13 protein-coding genes are annotated in these 17,408 nt (G+C 27.3%); 7 read left to right on the top strand and 6 right to left on the bottom strand.

Going from position 1 to position 17,408, the window contains the following annotated elements; genetic code table 11:
- Positions 1–218 precede the first annotated feature (218 nt).
- Positions 219–1,148 (bottom strand): ArsR/SmtB family transcription factor, encoded by a 930-nt coding sequence (locus ACZ5SO_RS06255; RefSeq protein ID WP_464627514.1) that lies wholly within the window; start codon positions 1,146–1,148, stop codon positions 219–221.
- A 1,304-nt stretch (positions 1,149–2,452) separates the two neighbouring features.
- Positions 2,453–4,411, bottom strand: a complete 1,959-nt coding sequence (locus ACZ5SO_RS06250) for a DUF5054 domain-containing protein (RefSeq protein WP_464627513.1) — start codon at positions 4,409–4,411, stop codon at positions 2,453–2,455.
- Between the two features lie 68 nt (positions 4,412–4,479).
- Between ACZ5SO_RS06250 and ACZ5SO_RS06245 the strand changes: the two genes are divergently transcribed.
- The 7 genes from ACZ5SO_RS06245 (at position 4,480) to ACZ5SO_RS06215 (ending at position 12,223) form a co-directional block, all read left to right on the top strand.
- Positions 4,480–5,364, top strand: a complete 885-nt coding sequence (locus ACZ5SO_RS06245; RefSeq protein ID WP_464627512.1) for an AraC family transcriptional regulator — start codon at positions 4,480–4,482, stop codon at positions 5,362–5,364.
- 246 nt (positions 5,365–5,610) lie between these two features.
- Positions 5,611–6,498: an ABC transporter permease subunit gene (locus ACZ5SO_RS06240; protein WP_464627511.1), complete on the top strand. Its 888-nt coding sequence runs from the start codon at positions 5,611–5,613 to the stop codon at positions 6,496–6,498.
- Entirely contained in the window at positions 6,488–7,393 is a 906-nt protein-coding gene (locus tag ACZ5SO_RS06235) for a carbohydrate ABC transporter permease (protein WP_464627510.1), read from the top strand. The genes ACZ5SO_RS06240 and ACZ5SO_RS06235 overlap by 11 nt, the downstream gene beginning before the upstream one ends.
- Positions 7,394–7,429: 36 nt before the next feature.
- On the top strand, positions 7,430–8,842 hold the full coding sequence (locus ACZ5SO_RS06230; RefSeq protein ID WP_464627509.1) for an ABC transporter substrate-binding protein: 1,413 nt from the start codon (positions 7,430–7,432) through the stop codon (positions 8,840–8,842).
- Between the two features lie 74 nt (positions 8,843–8,916).
- Positions 8,917–10,191, top strand: coding sequence for a CehA/McbA family metallohydrolase (locus ACZ5SO_RS06225; RefSeq protein WP_464627508.1), 1,275 nt, complete (start codon positions 8,917–8,919; stop codon positions 10,189–10,191).
- A 405-nt stretch (positions 10,192–10,596) separates the two neighbouring features.
- Positions 10,597–11,763, top strand: a complete 1,167-nt coding sequence (locus ACZ5SO_RS06220; protein WP_464627507.1) for an AAA family ATPase — start codon at positions 10,597–10,599, stop codon at positions 11,761–11,763.
- Between the two features lie 160 nt (positions 11,764–11,923).
- Positions 11,924–12,223: a hypothetical protein gene (locus ACZ5SO_RS06215; protein WP_464627506.1), complete on the top strand. Its 300-nt coding sequence runs from the start codon at positions 11,924–11,926 to the stop codon at positions 12,221–12,223.
- Positions 12,224–12,389: 166 nt separating this feature from the next.
- Here the strand turns inward: ACZ5SO_RS06215 and ACZ5SO_RS06210 are convergent, their stop codons facing one another.
- From ACZ5SO_RS06210 to ACZ5SO_RS06195, 4 genes are all read right to left on the bottom strand, one after another.
- A complete protein-coding gene (locus tag ACZ5SO_RS06210) occupies positions 12,390–13,031 on the bottom strand; it encodes a helix-turn-helix domain-containing protein (protein WP_464627505.1) in 642 nt (213 codons plus the stop codon).
- Between the two features lie 208 nt (positions 13,032–13,239).
- Positions 13,240–14,511 (bottom strand): group II intron reverse transcriptase/maturase, encoded by a 1,272-nt coding sequence (gene ltrA, locus ACZ5SO_RS06205; protein WP_464624523.1) that lies wholly within the window; start codon positions 14,509–14,511, stop codon positions 13,240–13,242.
- Positions 14,512–15,080: 569 nt separating this feature from the next.
- Positions 15,081–15,263, bottom strand: a complete 183-nt coding sequence (locus tag ACZ5SO_RS06200) for an IS3 family transposase (protein ID WP_464627836.1) — start codon at positions 15,261–15,263, stop codon at positions 15,081–15,083.
- A gap of 161 nt (positions 15,264–15,424) precedes the next feature.
- Positions 15,425–16,699 carry an ATP-binding protein gene (locus ACZ5SO_RS06195; RefSeq protein WP_464627504.1) on the bottom strand — a complete coding sequence of 425 codons (1,275 nt, stop codon included), beginning with the start codon at positions 16,697–16,699 and terminating at the stop codon, positions 15,425–15,427.
- Positions 16,700–17,408 lie beyond the last annotated feature (709 nt).

Raw genomic sequence — 17,408 nt, 5'->3', positions numbered from 1 at the left:
CCTTTTGAATATTGTCTTTTGTATTATATTATTCCAATATAAATCCGTTGTCAAGAAAAATAATACTCAAAATATGGCATAAATAAGCAATAATTAATTGTTTATATTAGAATTTTCTGATATAAAACAAAAATATAATATATAAAATAAGGGTTTTTAGATAAAAAAAAATCTCTTACAATAAAGAGATTTTAAATTAAATAATAATAAAATATGGGTTATTCAACCTCTATTTCAAGTTTAACACCTTGCTCATAGTTACCAAAATTTTTACCAAAAATATTAATACCTCCACGATGGTTAGCATCTTTTTTAACGCCTATTTTTAGATTAAGCAAATCAACATTATCTATATCTATATCCTCAAGAGTTAGGTCGGATATTTTATTCTGGTTAACATAAGTTCCATTTTTATCTATCTTCCATCTTGTTAACAATCCAAACTGACTTGAGTTAATATCCCACCATAAAGGAGTGAGTTTTCCACGTGATCCACCAAAGTCACCAGGGCTTGTCCAATATCCTAATTCAATATCATTAAACCATACAGTAATATCTGATAACCAACTATTATTATGACTTGGGAATTCAGAACATATCTCCATTGAGAAAGTTAAACTTTTGATTTTTCTAGATAAGTCATACATATCTTTTGAGAATCTATATTCAATAAACCCATGAGAAAACCAAATTAACCCAGCGCTTGCTCTAGAAGGTGATAAAAAAGCTGAAGGATTATCAAATTGTCCAATTACTTTTTTATCATTAACCATTCCACAAGGAGCACTTATTTCAAAATCAGTAAATAGGCCAATTGGCATTTCAGTAGTATAAATATTACTTTCTTTAGGGTGAAAATTGACGCCATCAAAAGATAAAAGTATTCTGCCATATTTTAGAGAACATATTTTTTGTACACCTTTTGATTTTGCAGGAACAAATTTTGTTTCAATTAAGTTGGCTTTTTCTAATATCTTAATATTTAATGTACAAGTGGATTGGGGGATTTGTAAAATTTCACATAGCTGAGATATATTTTTAGGCTCAGTAGATAAAATTTTGATAATCTTTAACCTTAATTCACTGTTTAAGGCATGAGCAATATCTTTAAAATGAGTATCATTTATAATATAGGTATCTAAGTTCATAAGAGAATATTACCATAAATTTCAGAAATTATATACTATTTTATGAGAGAGTAGTCGAGCATTTTTAAATTAGTTAATTGTAAAACAGTATTTGTCATTCTTTTCATTTGCCTATTTTAGTATTGTTGGATAATTATTTGTCATATTCTTTTGCTAAAACAGCAATAGCTGCTTCATTAGTTAAACACATTTTAACAGAATGAAGCTCATTCCCGATTATTTTAAGCTTTCTTTTTTCTGATTTCTATATTCTTCTCCAGTTATTACATTTTAAAAAGCAAAATTAATGTTTTAAACAAGTTCTTGGTACAACAATTGTACCATTTTCTCTTTTGTTAGCATAATTAGTACCTGTTAAAAACTCTATGAAATGATGGTTTTTCATTATTTTTGTGTTAATCATTATATTATGTTTTAATAAATTATTTGGCCTTTGATTTACTAGATTTTGAAACAAATAATTTTCTTCAAATTAATTCATAATCACAATATTTAAATGAATTATTCAAAAAAACAAATCTTTATAGTCCTCAATGAGCAAAGAAGTGTTTAGTAAGACTCACACAAGATAAAGAATTGAAGTTGAGGACTTTAGAAAAAGGGTTGAATTGAATGAGAATTTTAAAATAATAACAAAAATTTCATCTTCCAAATCTAGAAAAAAAGTTGAAAAATCTTTTTCTGCTAAGAAATTTAAAATTATTAATGATTAGTATATTGAGAAAACAACAAATGAAATAAAACATACAACCCATATAAGTCAAAGTAGATAATTTAAAAATATAGTAAGAAATGTAGGAGTAGTTGTAGGAAAAAGTTCTATAAATAGCCTTGAACATACGAAGTAATATATATACCTAAAAAACATGCAACTAGAGAAAAACAATATAGACTTACTTCTGTATACTAAGAAATTGTAGCACCTAATTCTAAAAGTAAAGACTGTTTTATTAATATTAGAGATGGTTACAAACTGAAGTGATGCTTCAATTAGGGAGAATGAGTATACTATTAGTTATTTTTGAAGCGTATTATAGGTTATAAAAGATTGAATTAGATTCAACAATAATAGAGCATTATATAAATTGTGGATATTAACAGAAATGATTTGAAATTCACTTAGGTAAGAAAATAAAAGATAGATTTTTTAAGGTTGTAAATAATTTATTTTTGAATAAGTAAATATCGAAAAAAAATATAATTAATGTTTTTTCTATAACTTAATAAGAAATTAAATTATAAATCTAACATAGTTAGTTTAAGATAGAGCCATTAATATTAAAAAAAATGGCTCATTAGAAAGATTAAGTGTTAAAAGAAACAACAAATTCAGCACTACCATCATCTTCATACCATTGAGGGAAATTTGTTCCCCAAATATTATTGAAAATATTAAAGTGAAATATACCATTTTTAAGAGGTAATTCATTATCAAATTTTAGAAGTTTTTTTTCACCTAAAGAGACTAGAGGTGTTGTAATCGCTTTGATAATGAGATTTTTACCTTTTATCTCTTCAATAGCATGGATAGATCTACTTCCATTATAGACAACTTTAAATGGATCAATATAAGAACCTAATTTTTTAATTTTATAATCTTTGTCATTAGTAAAAAAAGAAAACCACATAGCCTCAGGTAATCTAGAAGCAACTTTATTTTTCCAACTACATTTAATACTAATTGAATTTTCATCAACAAGTTCACTTATAATAATTTTAATACTTGAAGGACAACTTTTAGGAGTTTTCTCTTCCATTTCTAATGTTACAGTGTTTTTAAATTCATTTTTTTCAGAAGATATAAGTAATGGAAAATAATTATTACTAATAGGGGTAGGCTTAGTAAATTCCATACCTGGTTTGCCAAAATCAGAGCAACACCATGCCCAAGTTTCTTTAAAATTTCTATTATAAGTATTGTTAAATATATTATAATCTTCACTGCTAAAAGTTTGGTAAGAAAATTGGCATTTAAAATAATCTAAAACAATAAGGCCATTATTATCAACAAAACAATTATTAATAGATTTCTTGATTTTATTATCTTCTATTTTCCAACCATCTTGTAGTTTATTTTCTAAACTATTTATAGCACGAGTTAAATAAGATCTTTGTTCTTTATGCGAAGATTCAAAAAAAGAATAAGTTAGATGATCTCGCTTATTTGGAGCATTTTTAAAAACTTTAGCACACTCAATCTTCGTAAAATCTTCAACAACCTTATATTTTAGAGGGATATTATCTAAAGAAATAAAATTTTTTTTTCTAGCATTTTGAAACTCATCAATACTCCAATTAGAATAATCAGGGAGATATTTTTTTGTATCTAAGCCCCAAGTGTGTTCAGGAATCATTAAGAGAGAAGAATAAAAGTTATTATATTCTTTACTGTTTTCAATTAGTTTCTTTTCTTTAATTAATTTTTCTCCATAGGCTAAAAGTTTTTTATAAATAAAAACTTTTTTGGGATCAGTTCCAACTCCGTGAATCCAAGTATCACCAATTTCATCTGTTATTATAGGGAGATTAGAAGAATATGGTAAAATAGCTTTAGCATAATTATCAAGATTAGATGGAATGATATTATAATCAGGATATTTTTCTTTTAATTCTTTATAAGTATTGATAACTTGAAAAGGAGATGGTGGTTCACAATTATCGGCATTGTTTTCAATAATTAATAAATCATCAACTCCTGGTATTTTATATTCAGCCCCATAATTCGAACTATATTGTACAATAATAGAAGATCCATCATCAGCAACCCAGTTAAAAATAGGAGGGACAGATGGAATAGCACTTCCAGTATTTACACCAATATGTAAGAATTTAATACCACTAGCTGCTAAAAGAGGAATCATAGCTTTAGTATGACCTGGAACATCAGTCATCTTTGCAGATATAGTTTGTTTATTAAATCTTTTATCTAAATTTTTATAAAGAGATAACCCATAATTAAACAACCTTTTATTCATTAATTCAGTATGAGTTGTGAAAGGTAAGCCATGATAGCCGATATATCCTTTATTGATTAAAGATTCTAATTCTTGTTGCTTTTCTACAGATGACACATTTAAATAATGGTTAATTAACCAAGAACCAGTAATCCAAGATAATTTTTCCTCTTTTTGTTCTAATTCCTTAATAGTGCTAATTGCTTTAGGAATATAATTATTTATATATTCATCAACAATGTTTGCTGAAAGATCTGTAAATCCAATATCTAAGTGGGTTTTAAATACTAGATGGATTGTTTTACTCATAGTTTATATTTCTCCTTCTTGGAAAAAAATGCTTGTTTTTTTCCATTTTCTTATAGATAATTAATTTTATGATAAATAATTTATATAATGCTTCACGCTGCTTATCTGATATTCGTATAAAAACAAATTACAATGGACTTGATATTGATGTTCAATGGTTTCGTGTTATGACGAAAAATGAAGATTGGAATATATCACGGCATGCACACTCAAGTTTTGAATTTCACATAATTGCAAAAGGTGAGTGTTTGGTTGAAACTGATTATTCTTCTTTTAAGATTAAAGCAGGCCAATTCTTTATAACTCCTCCAGGTTTTTTTCATACGCAAAAATCTGTTAATAACGATGAATTAATTGAATATAGTTTAGATTGTAAATTTAAATTTTCTAACGAAGATGATAAAGAGTTAGTAGAAATGCTCTCATTGTTTAACAAAGAAAAAGCAATACCTATTGAAGATAAACATGGAGTAATATATCTCTTTGAACAAGCTCTCAGTGAAGCTTTAGACCAACAATTTGGATATAGGTTAGTAGTACAGTCTCTAGTTCCTAGAATAATTGTAGCTATGGCAAGGTCTGCTGGCTATAAGAACTCAATGAACACAAAATCAACAATTCAACCTAAAAATAGAATGAGTGTGATTTCAGATTTTGTTAGTGATAATATACTATCTAACATTTCTCCTAATGATATTGCTAAATTCATGAATTTGAGTGAAAAGCAAATTTCACGAATTATATTTGCTTCTGAGGGATATTCTACTAAACGCTATATTATTCAAGAAAAAATTAAATATTCTAAGAAATTAATTCTTGAAGATAGAATGTCTTTGTCAGAAATTTCAGATTTATTAAAGTTTACAAATGCCTCCCATTTTTCAAAAGTATTTAAGCAATATACAGGAATTTCTCCTAGTGAATATCGTTTAAAGCATAAAAATAATGTCTAAAATTTAATATATTTTTTTACTAAATGCAAGTGTCTAATTCTTGCATATTAGGATATTTTTTTCATAAAAATTTTAAAATATTATATAATTCTTTATAATATAAGGGTTTATTGAAAAATAAATGTTTTTGTTTTGTTAAAAATCAATTAAAATATGTAAAATATGAAAAAAAAGCTTGTCTATTTTTTACAAGCATGTCTATAATAGCGTATGTCCTATGATAATATTTTACAATTTGGAGTGTTTATGAAGAATAAGAATTTAGCAAAACAAATTAAGAAATATAAAGCCTTATATTTTTTGTTTAGTTTTGTAGCAATTTATTTTATTATTTTTTCTTATTTTCCTTTAGTTAAAGGGTTAATACTAAGTTTTCAAGCAAATAATTTAATAGGGGATAGGCCTTTTGTACTTTTTGAAAACTATAAATTTGTATTAAAAGATCCCAATTTTATAAATGCTTTAAAAAATTCATTAATTATTGGAATATTAGACTGTATATTATATTTTGTAATTTCATTATTTATTGCACTTGTGTTAAATGAATTAACATCACAAAAGTTAAAACATTCCATACAAACAGTAATTTATATTCCATATTTATTTTCTTGGGCCGTTATTGGAGGAATTTGGTCATTAATTTTTGATTTAAATGGTATAATAAATCATGTTATAACTTTTTTTAATCAAGATGCAATATTCTTTTTAGCTGAACCAAATTTTGCAAGACCTTTGATAATTGGAATGGGTATTTGGAGATCAGTTGGATATTTTTGTTTATTGTTTACAATTTCCATAATGGATATTGATAAACAACTCTTTGATGCAGCAAAAATAGATAGTGCAAGTAGATTACAGCAAATCAGATATATAATTATTCCCTGTCTAGTTCCAACCATGCAAACTATTTTAGTTCTGTTAACACTTGGAATATTAACTCACTTTGATGAAATCTTTGTAATGATAAATCCCGCAAACTTCACAAGAATTTCAACATTATTATATTACGTATTTGAAACTGGTATCATAAACTTTAAGGCCGGAATTGCATCTGCAGGCTCGACTTTAGTTATGATTTGCACAGTTTTAATAACGCTTGTTATAAGGAAGGTAAGTAAGTTTGATGAAAATTAGAAAAAAACAAATAGCAGCATACCGAAAAGATAAGCAGTTAGTTAAAGTAGATAAACTCTCAGTACCTATTAGAATAATATTATCAATATTTTTAATACTTTTAATAATGATTATGGCAATTCCAATGTTAAATGTAGTTGCAGTATCTCTATCAACTAGAGCAAATGCGGATAGTCCTGGGTTGATATTGTTTCCATCTCCTATAACTTTTGAAGGTTATTCATTTATTTGGAAAAATTTTAATTTAAGACATCCTTTCAATAATACTCTTTATGTATCTGTAGTTGGAACATTGCTTCATGTTTTTATGGCTTCTTTAGCCGGTTATGTTATTTCGAAGAGAGATATTCCATTTAGAAAAGGTTTAACCACTTTTGTTATGTTAACCATGGCTATACCAACTGAATTATCTATGATCGGATTATATTCCATAAACAAACAGTTAGGTCTTATAAACACATACACTGCTTTAATTGTAAATGGCATGATAGCAGGATTTAGTGTCTTTATAATGAGAAATTATTTTTTAAGTATACCAACCTCTTTAGAGGAATCTGCAAAGTTAGATGGAGCTTCGGAATTTAGAATATTTCTTTCAATATATATGAGATTGTCAACATCTGCTGTAATGACAATTGGAACTTTAGAATTTATTAGAAGATGGAACAACATATCCATCGTAGTAACTTTGATATCAGATATGGATAAATGGACATTGCCAGTAATCTTGAAGATGCTTTTATTTGATTCAAATTCAACATCTGGGAATATATTCATATTCGCAAACGCAAAGATGGCAGCTGTTGTTATAACTGCCATACCATTAATATTGTTATATTTTGTTTCACAAAATGCATTTGTGAGTGGAGCAAAAACAGGAGCAATAAAGGGTTAATAATTAATTGAAAAATTTCATTTAAAGGAGAAACAAATGAAAAAATTTATTTATTTAACGTTGATTGTAGGAATGCTTTTTTCTACACAAGTTTTCACTCAGGGGCAAAAGGAAGCTGATCAAGACGTAACAATTAGAGTTTTAACTAATGTTACTGGAGGAAAAGATAGCGCTGAAAATGAACTTTTTACTAAGGAGCTTGAAAAGGCAACAGGACTAAATATTGACTTTGAAAAAGTTCCAGCTAATTATGATCAAGTTCTATTACAAAAATTAGGAGCTGGCGAAAAATATGATTTAATTTATTTAAATCAAAGTAAAATGTATTCTTTAGCAAGGCAAAATGCACTTATGGATATAACCTCAATGATTAACAATTCTGATGTTTATTCAAAGTATGTTGATAATGCAGAATTAAAAAAGATTGCTTTTAATGGAAAATATTATGCAGGTTTTAATAAGTTAGAAATCAACCCAATGCCTAATGTTAATAAGGCAATTACTGATAAAGTTGGTGTAAATCTTGCTGAATTAAATACTTTAGATGAATATAAAGATATGCTAGTAAAAGTCAAAAATTATATGGAAAATGTAGAGAATAGAAAGCCTTATTATCCTATGTTTGTTTATATGAAAGACATTTGGGATTTACAACCTTGGTTTTCTTCTGTTGGAGCTAGAAGAGGTGTTACTTTCGATGAAAATGGTAAAAAATATGCACCATATTTAGAAGATTCATCTAAAGAAGTTTGGATGTGGCTAAAAGATTTATATCAAGAAGGTTTATTAGATCCTGCTTCATTTACTGGTAAAACAAGTGATATGAGAAGTAGGATGTGGCAGTCTCAAGATATTGTTTTAGATTCTGATTGGCTAGCTTGGACAGGTTTATACAACAATAATGCAAAGCAAGCTGGAACTTACCCAGATAAGGTAAATGTTGTAGCCTTACCTGGAACAATTGGACCTGATGGAATATATAGACTTGAACAGGGTGGGGCCTCACTATGGTCTATTCCTTCTAATGCAGAACATCCTGAAGAAGCATTTAAATTGATAGAATTCTTTGCTACACCTGAAGGTGGTCTACTCCTTTCTGCTGGGATTGAAGGTCATGATTACAACGTAGAAAATGGAAAGATAGTATTTACGGAAATTGGCGTTGCTCATGCCAAAGATCATGGTGCTCCATTCCCAATTTGTAAGAGCTTTGATTATTCACAACTTGGTGAAATGAATCCAGGTGTCGAAGACGCTTTAGAAATAATTAATAGAGATGATGTTGAAGTTGCACCAATGTTAGATGCTAATGGAACATTAGATACTACTATATATTATCAAACAATTTCAAAATGGATGACAGATTATATGTTTGGTAAAGTCGATATTGACACAGCTTTAGCAAATGCAAAAAAAGAACTAATTAATAATGGAGTGATTGATTATTAAAAATGTATAAGAAGTAAAATGATATTGTAAGGAGAAATCTCCTTGCAATATCTTCCTTATTAGAAAGAGAAGATATGAAACAAATAGAGATAAATAAAAGATATTATAATAACAATCAACTTAAATACGTAAAAGTTCCTTTTATTTTAGATAGTGAAGTTGATCACATAGAGATAGAATATGATTATCAGAGGTTTGATGAGAATGCGGATGAAATTAACATCATTGATATAGGATTATTCGATTGTGAAAACAACTTTAGAGGTTGGTCGGGTTCAAATAAAACAAGTTTATTTATTAGCGAATTCTATTCAACTCCAGGATATCAAAAAGTAAAATTAGAAAAAGGAACTTGGTATATTGCTTTAGGACTATATAAAATAACAGATTATGTTGATATTAAAATATTGATTAAAATATATTTAAAAAAATATAAATGGTATTCTAGCGATCTTCATATGCATACAGTAAATAGTGATGGCGACTATAGAACAAGTGAAGTAATTAAATATTGTAAAAAACAAAAAATTGATTGTATAGCTCTAACAGACCATAATAATACTGTACAAAATAGAGAAAGTATTTCAGATAAAGATTTATCAATTATTCATGGAATGGAATATACTAATTATAGAGGGCATGCTAATTTTTATTTCACAAAAGGTAAAACTGATTTTTTACTTGATCCATTAACTAATTCATTTGATGAAATGAAAGAGTTGTTTATCTCTATGAAAAAACAAGGTTGTGTTATTTCTTTAAATCATATTTTTGATACATATTGTCCATGGCTTTTTGGTTTTGAAAACTTCCCATATGATGTTATTGAAATTTGGAATGGTTTTATGACTGAGGATAATATGAAAGCTGTAAAATGGTGGCACTCATATATATCAAAAGGAAATAAACTTCCTATAATTGGAGGCTCTGATACTCATAAAATGCTTCCATTAAGAACTTACGGACTCCCAACTACTTTTATATATTCAGATTCTAAAACTCCAGATAGTTTGTTAAATTCTATTAAAAATGGTAATTGTACAGTTTCTTATTATTTAGATGGACCAATAATAGATTTTACTATAGAAGAAGTGATAGTAGGCGAAAGTATAAAGTTTAAAGATAATTTAAAAGGAAAGTTAGTCATTAAAAATGTTAAAAGAGGGCAAGAAATTCATCTTATTTCTGAAAAACAAGTTGAGATGAAGTGGACGACTAAAGATTCGATAGAGTTTAATGAAACTTTTGATGTTCAAAAGAGGCTATTTTACCGAGTTGAAGTTTATCATAAAATTGAGGATAAAGTTATTTTAGCAGCTATTTCTAATCCTATTTACATAATGGTTTAATACGAGATTATAAAGAAAACTCCATAAATTTCATACAAAAAAGTCTTCTATCATAAAATTTTAAAAGTTTTGTATCGATTTATTACAGCTTCAGTAGTATAACTTTTGGGCAATTATTTAAATTAATGTCATCTTTTTAATTTTAAGAGACAAACAGAAATAATTTAATTTTATGAATAATTATATCAAAAATGTTAATAGTAAATAGTCCACAAAAAGAGATCTTATCAAAACTTTGAAATATATTTAAAAATTAAAAATTAAAATTAAGTATTAGGGTATAACTCTTTTTTTTTTTAAATATACAAACTGTGCCAAAAAAATGCAAAATTAATAGAAAATAATAGATAAATAAGTAAATTTTCGTTAAACTATGTAAGAAATAGCCACTGTTTGGAGTATATTATGATTTTGGAATATGGAGCGAAAAATAGCTATTCATTTAAGGATTGGTTACAAATCAGTTTTGAAGCTGCTAGAAAAGATGTTCCTGACGAATATAAAATTAAGGGTACGCAAATTATGCCCTATCTATGTTTAGAGGGAAGTAATGCTTCTGGAAAAACAAATGCACTAAAAGTATTATATTTTATAATAAGTTTTATTAGGGACTCCTTTAATAGTAAACCAAATGAAAAAGTAATATATGATACTTATTTTTATAATAATGAAAAAGCTGAGTTTTATTTAAACTTTACTTTGGATGATTATTTAATAACACATGCAAAGTATTTTTATGAATTAACTTTGGATGATAGAAAAGTTCAAACAGAGCGTTTATCTGAAAAAATTGGGACTAAAGGTAAAAAGATTGTATTTGATAGACGAGAAACAGTAGTAAAAGATAAATATTTTAATACACCTAATAACTTAATATATAGAGGAAATGTTTCTTTTTTTTCCACATTGTTCCAATATGAAATAGAAAAATGCAATCCATTTAAAGACTATTTTAGTAAGGTATTCTCTAATGTTTCTTATTTTGGAACTTTTAATTTATATAGTTCTAACATAAGTAAGCTATACTATGATAATCCAGATGTTTTAAAAACTATAAAACAAGACATATCTAGATTTGATTTAGGGTTAGTCGATGTTAAAGTTAAAAAACGTGATGATCCCTCTTTGGCAGAAGAAGATAACTATTATCCTGTTTTTTACCATAAAACTGAGGATGGTTTATGCCCATTGTTTGAATATTCCCAATCTGCAGGAACTAAAAAATTGTATTACATTCTATTATATTTTTATTATTTAATTTCCGACGGGGGTCTACTAATTATGGATGAAGTTGATAGAGAACTTCATGATGAGATAGTAAAAGAATTACTATTAAAATTTAGTAGAGAAAACAATCCTAAGGGAGCTCAAATAATATTTACTTCATATAATTCTCGGTTATTAGATACTGCAAAAAAATATAGAAGTTATTTTTTTGAAAAAGAGAATGGTGAAAGTTTTTGTTACCGAGCTGATGAAATACCTTTAAAAATAAGAAATGATAGATCGTTAACTTCACTATATAATAATGGAGAGTTAGGTGGACGACCTAATATTGACAAAAATGAATAGGAAAAATTCCAAAAAAAAAAAATTAAAATCATTTGAAATACCAAATAACTTAAATATAAATGTTTCAAAATATTGCTGTTTCAATTTTAAATATTTTAGAAGTACTAAACATTCACAATCTCTTGAACGTTGGCAAAAAAATTGAATTTTGGCTGATTTGATGATTAAATTAAAGGGGTTTTTCCAATTAAGTGTTGAGGAATTAAAGCAAACTTCACGTTTAAAAGTGTATGGGCAATTTCCTTCATCTAATGTAAGTGAGTTCAAAAAACCAAAAGATTTACCAGATGATGGCATACTTTGGAGTAGCTTTAGACTTACTGGAGTAAAAAGGTTAATAGGTTTTTTTGTTTCAAAAGAATCTGAAATAGAAAATTGGGTAAATTTAAAAAATACTTTTTTTGTAGTTTATTTAGATAAAGATCATAAATTTTATATTAGTCATAAAAAAAATAAATAACTTTTGAGAAAAGATTTTTGTATTTATTGACAGTTAATAATTCTTTTTTAATTGAAAAACCATTTTAAATATAAATTTTCATGGTGATTTTGTACCTTTTAATCATACTTATCCCGAATTATCAACCTCAATTTTAAAATTGAATTAGTTTTTAATAGATTCTATTTTAATTTGATACTTTTTTCTTCCTATATTCTTTAGGAGAGCAATTTTTATACTTTTTAAACTGTTTAGAAAAATAGCTAGTATCTTGTATTCCGCTTCTAAAGGCAACTTCTGTTATAGGATAGCGCGTAGTTGATAAAAGTTCACAAGCATAGTCTATTCGATATGAATTTAAATAATTGATAGGAGTTTTGCCACTTAATTCTTTAAATAAGGAACAAAAATACTTTTTATCATATCCTGCAATATTTGCTAGATCTTTCAATTCAATTTTTGAAGATAGATTTATTTCAATATAATGAATAACTCTCTTAAATTGTTTAATTTTTTCTTGGGAGATGTTAGAAAATTCTTTCTTTTCATCATATAAATGATGTTTTGTAATTTGATAAAATAGTTGCAATAAACAGCTAGTTACATTCAATTCATATCCATAATTTTTAATTCTCATAGATTTAAAAATACTATTTATGTTGTTTTCTTTCTTAGTGTTTTCTCTAGGAAGAAAAGTGTTAACTCTCTTTTCTCCTATAAAAAAACTATTTAATAATTTACCACATTGACTATTGTTTTTATATAGGTAATTTAAATTGAAAACTAAACATTGGTATATACAGTTTTTTGGAATTCCTCTATGTTGCATAATCCACTACACTTGGACAATGTTATTCCATCATTTGGACAACGTTATGTTTATTTGGACAAATTAAATTTTCCAAACTTTCTGTGTGAAGGTCGAGTAGAATTCATCAGCCATTTATCTCCGGTATAAATGCAACTGATGAAGACCCTCACAGAACCGCACGTGCGCTATTAACGCATACGGCTCTTCATTTTAACCTTTTAGAAACTTACCATATTTGAACATAGATTCTTGGAATAGCAATTGGGTTAAATTTCACTATTTGCTGGAATTTCTCCCAGTTCATTTTGTGCTTTTGCCCTCTTCTTTGAAGAGTCCTAAGTAATCGCTTAACACAAAAGCATCGAAATTTACTCATAGCTTTGCTATTTCCATTTACTCCATAGTATCGATAATGTCCTATAAGCTTTCTATTGAGTTTATTAATTATCTCAATAACTGGTATATGCATTTGTGATTCTATCCATAGTTTTACTTCTTGTCTTTTAGCTTTTAATTTCTTTGGGCTGGTAATTATGGCTACTTTGTAATAACCATTTCTTGTTTTACCATTGATAAATTTAAAACCAAGAAATTCAAATGTTTCTTTTGATTTAGAATTTCTTCCAAATGGAATTATTCTAGTTTTCTCAGTTGCAACTTCCAATTCAAATTTAGCTAATCGCTTTGGTAATACAGCATAGAACTTCTTTGCATCTTCTTCATATTCAAAAGTTGCAAGAAAATCATCAGCATACCTAAATATGAAAGCTTTGCCTTTCATCCTAGGTCTTACTACCTTTTCAAACCATAAATCTAAAACATAATGTAAATACACATTTGCTAATACTGGAGATAAGTTACCACCTTGTATTGCACCTTTATCAGTTTCAAAGAACTTTCCTTCTTCCATTACTCCTGCTATCAAAAATCTCTTTATATATCTAAGAAAATTCTTATCGTTGATGTCATTTTCTAAAAATTTCATTAACCAATCATGAGATAGATTATCAAAGAAGCCTTTAATATCAGCTTCAACAATCCAGTTAATATTATTTCTCATAATATTATGATTAATATCTCTAATAACATCATGACAGCTTTTATTTGGTCGAAAGCCATATGAAGTAGATAAAAATCTAGGTTCATATACATTAGTTAATACATCTGCCATAACTTTTTGTACTAGTTTATCTTCATAGGATACTATTCCTAAAGGTCTAAGTTTTCCATTAAGTTTTGGAATGTATTTCCTCTTTGTAGGTTTAGGATGATATTTAAAGCTTTTCATACGATTACATAAATCTTTTAAATTTTCAAATAGATTGTCATTGTATTCATCTTTAGTAATATTATCTATTCCTACTGCTTTGTTCTTCATTTGTTGTAAATGGGCTTCATAAAGATTCCTTTCACTAACATAATGCATTAAGGTTTGTAACTTCTCATCCAAATGCTTTAAGGATGTTTCCCTAATTCTATTTGCTTCATTTTCCATCATATTATTATTAGCCTCCAGTACTAATGATGTTTCAACGCCTAGAAACGTTTAAAATGTCTCCCCCTTCGCTCCGCTTACTTTCATAAGTTTCATCACTACTATGAGTAAATCCGACTTCTTTCCTTCCATAAAGAATATTTTAGTTTTCACACCTCAATACTCTCTTAGCAAATATTTACAAAAGGTTAAGACCTCCCAGGTACACTATATATACCTTATGTGCTCGCCATGCCTTACAATCCCGAGGGAATCTCCAAAACCTCGCATTAACGGTTTCTTCTTGTTGTCTGCTGCCAGTCCAAAAGCATCGACTTCCCTTTGTCTGTGTAACGGGACTAAAACAGCTTCAGTTACCTTACGGCTCTCACACTCCTTTACCTACGCTTAAATCTAATATTTCTATTTCGACTCCAAGGCTAAGTTCCAGTGATTTGCTAAATCTTACTGGAGTTGGTATTTCACCAACTTATATATATAGCGCCGAACTGGCGCACTGGACCCCACTTCAAGGACAAAAGTAAAAAAACTTAATCCTTTTTTATAATATTCTAGAAGTTAAAGTAGTTTTTCTAAGCAACTTTAACTTCTACCTTATGTTTTCCTGGAATTATGTAATTTCCCTTTCTAATATATTTGTTATATTCATTAGGTGTCATCTTACATAATTTCCATTGATATCTTTCATTATTGTAATATTTCATGTAATCATCTATGCAGTTTTTAAGGTCTGTAAATGAGTTACAATCTGTTATATTTATCTAATCTTTCATGTGCCCAAAGAAACTTTCTTGATAAGCCTAATTTTAATTGTCTACTTTTGGATATAATAATAGAAAATGATAAGGTCCTATTTTATTTGTTACTTATAAATTGATTGATTCTTCCTTTATCTTTTATTTTTTTAAAATTAACATTAATTTTTTAAACAAGTAATTGGTACAACAAATACACCATCATCCCTTTTGTAAGCATAATTAGTCCCTGTTAAAACCATTAAAAATGAAGGTTTTTTCATTCTTTTTGTGTTAATCCTACTAGAAAGTTTTATCAAATTCTTTGCACCTTGATCTATTCTATTTTGGTCAAATAATTTTATTTCAATTAATCCATAATTTCCATTATCTAAGTGTATTATTGAATCAATTTCAAAACCCTTATTATCTCTAAAATGGTATAATCTGCCATTTAAACTTTCAGCATAAATTCTCAAATCTCTAATACACATTGCTTCAAACAAGAATCCAGCGGTTTTTAAATCATTCATTAAATCTATAGGGCCAATGTCTAGAGCTGCTGTAGCAATGGAAGGATCTACAAAGTACCTAGTAGGCTTTGTTCTTATAGCTGAGGCTGAACGTAAATTTGGATTCCAAGCATTTAAATTTTCTACGATAAATAGTTTTTTCAAGGCTTCTATATAAGAAGCAACTGTATCAGTACTCAAAGATTCTGGTTCATTATTTTGTATCATATCTTTTTTTATTTCGTTTAATGAAATAGGAGTACCAATATTTCTAGATAATGAACGCATTAAAGAAATAACACGCTCCTCACTTCTTTTAACATTATCTACTTTAGATATATCTGAGTGAACAAGCATATCATAAAAGTTTTTTGATTGTGCTAAAGCAATTTCTGGTTTTTGATTAATTGCTTTAGGCCATCCTCCTCTACAAATTAAAAAGAATATATCTTCTAGTGTTTTATTTGTTTTTCCTTCTATAATATCCGGATTTGAAAATAATTGTTTTATAGAAACCTCACCAGTTGAATCATTTGATTCAAAAAGAGACATGGTTCTCATCATTAAATTTGTAATACGTCCAGCACCTGAATGCATTGTTTTATCAGAATCGGGAGGAGTTGCTGATCCTGTTAAAATAAATTGGTTAAATTTATCTCTTTTATCAACTTCAAATCTAATTGAATCCCAAATAAAAGGGATTACTTGCCACTCATCTATTAGTTTAGGAGTCTCACCTTTTAAAAAAAATGATGGATTTGCTTTAGCTAGATTAATATTTTGTTCTAAGTTTTGTGGGTCTTGCATAAATACAGTACTTTTTGCTAATTGTAAAGCAGTTGTTGATTTACCACACCATTTTGGACCTTTAATGCATACTGCACCAGTGCTTTGTAGTTTAAATTTTAATATATCATCATATATTCGTGGTAAATATTTTTTCATTTTTGTCTCCTCTATTTATGATTATAATTCACTAATAATAGTAAAATCAAGTTAATTCCGTTGTTTGTACTAAATTTATTCGGTTGTTTGTACTAAATTTATTCCGTTGTTTATACTAAATTTATTCCGTTGTTTATACTAAATTTATTCCGTTGTTTATACTAAATTTATTCCGTTGTTTATACTAAATTTATTCCGTTGTTTATACTAAATTTATTCCGTTGTTTATACTAAATTTATTCCGTTGTTTATACTAAATTTATTCCGTTGTTTATACTAAATTTATTCCGTTGTTTATACTAAATTTATTCCGTTGTTTATACTAAATTTATTCCGTTGTTTATACTAAATTTATTCCGTTGTTTATACTAAATTTATTCCGTTGTTTATACTAAATTTATGCCATTGTTTGTACTAAATTTATTCCATTGTTTGTACTAAAATCATTTTGTTTGTATATGAAACTCTGAAAGTCCAATTGATTTACAAGTAAATTCCAATAACATATCAAAGGGACTTATAAACAATTTCTTTTGCCAGTTTTTGTTGTCCTCTTAAAGACAAAATTATTATTTCCTGCTTTTATATGTTAAAGTAATTACTTTTATTTAAAAGTTTACAAAAATATATGAAGTTTTTGTAAAAAGTTTATAAAGTTTTACAAACTATTTTATTTTCAAGACATTTTCTCTTTTATTATCAATGAATT

It is taken from the genome of Pleomorphochaeta naphthae, assembly GCF_055396005.1.
Note: the sequence above shows the minus strand (reverse complement) of the source record. Positions and strands in the feature narration are given on the sequence as shown.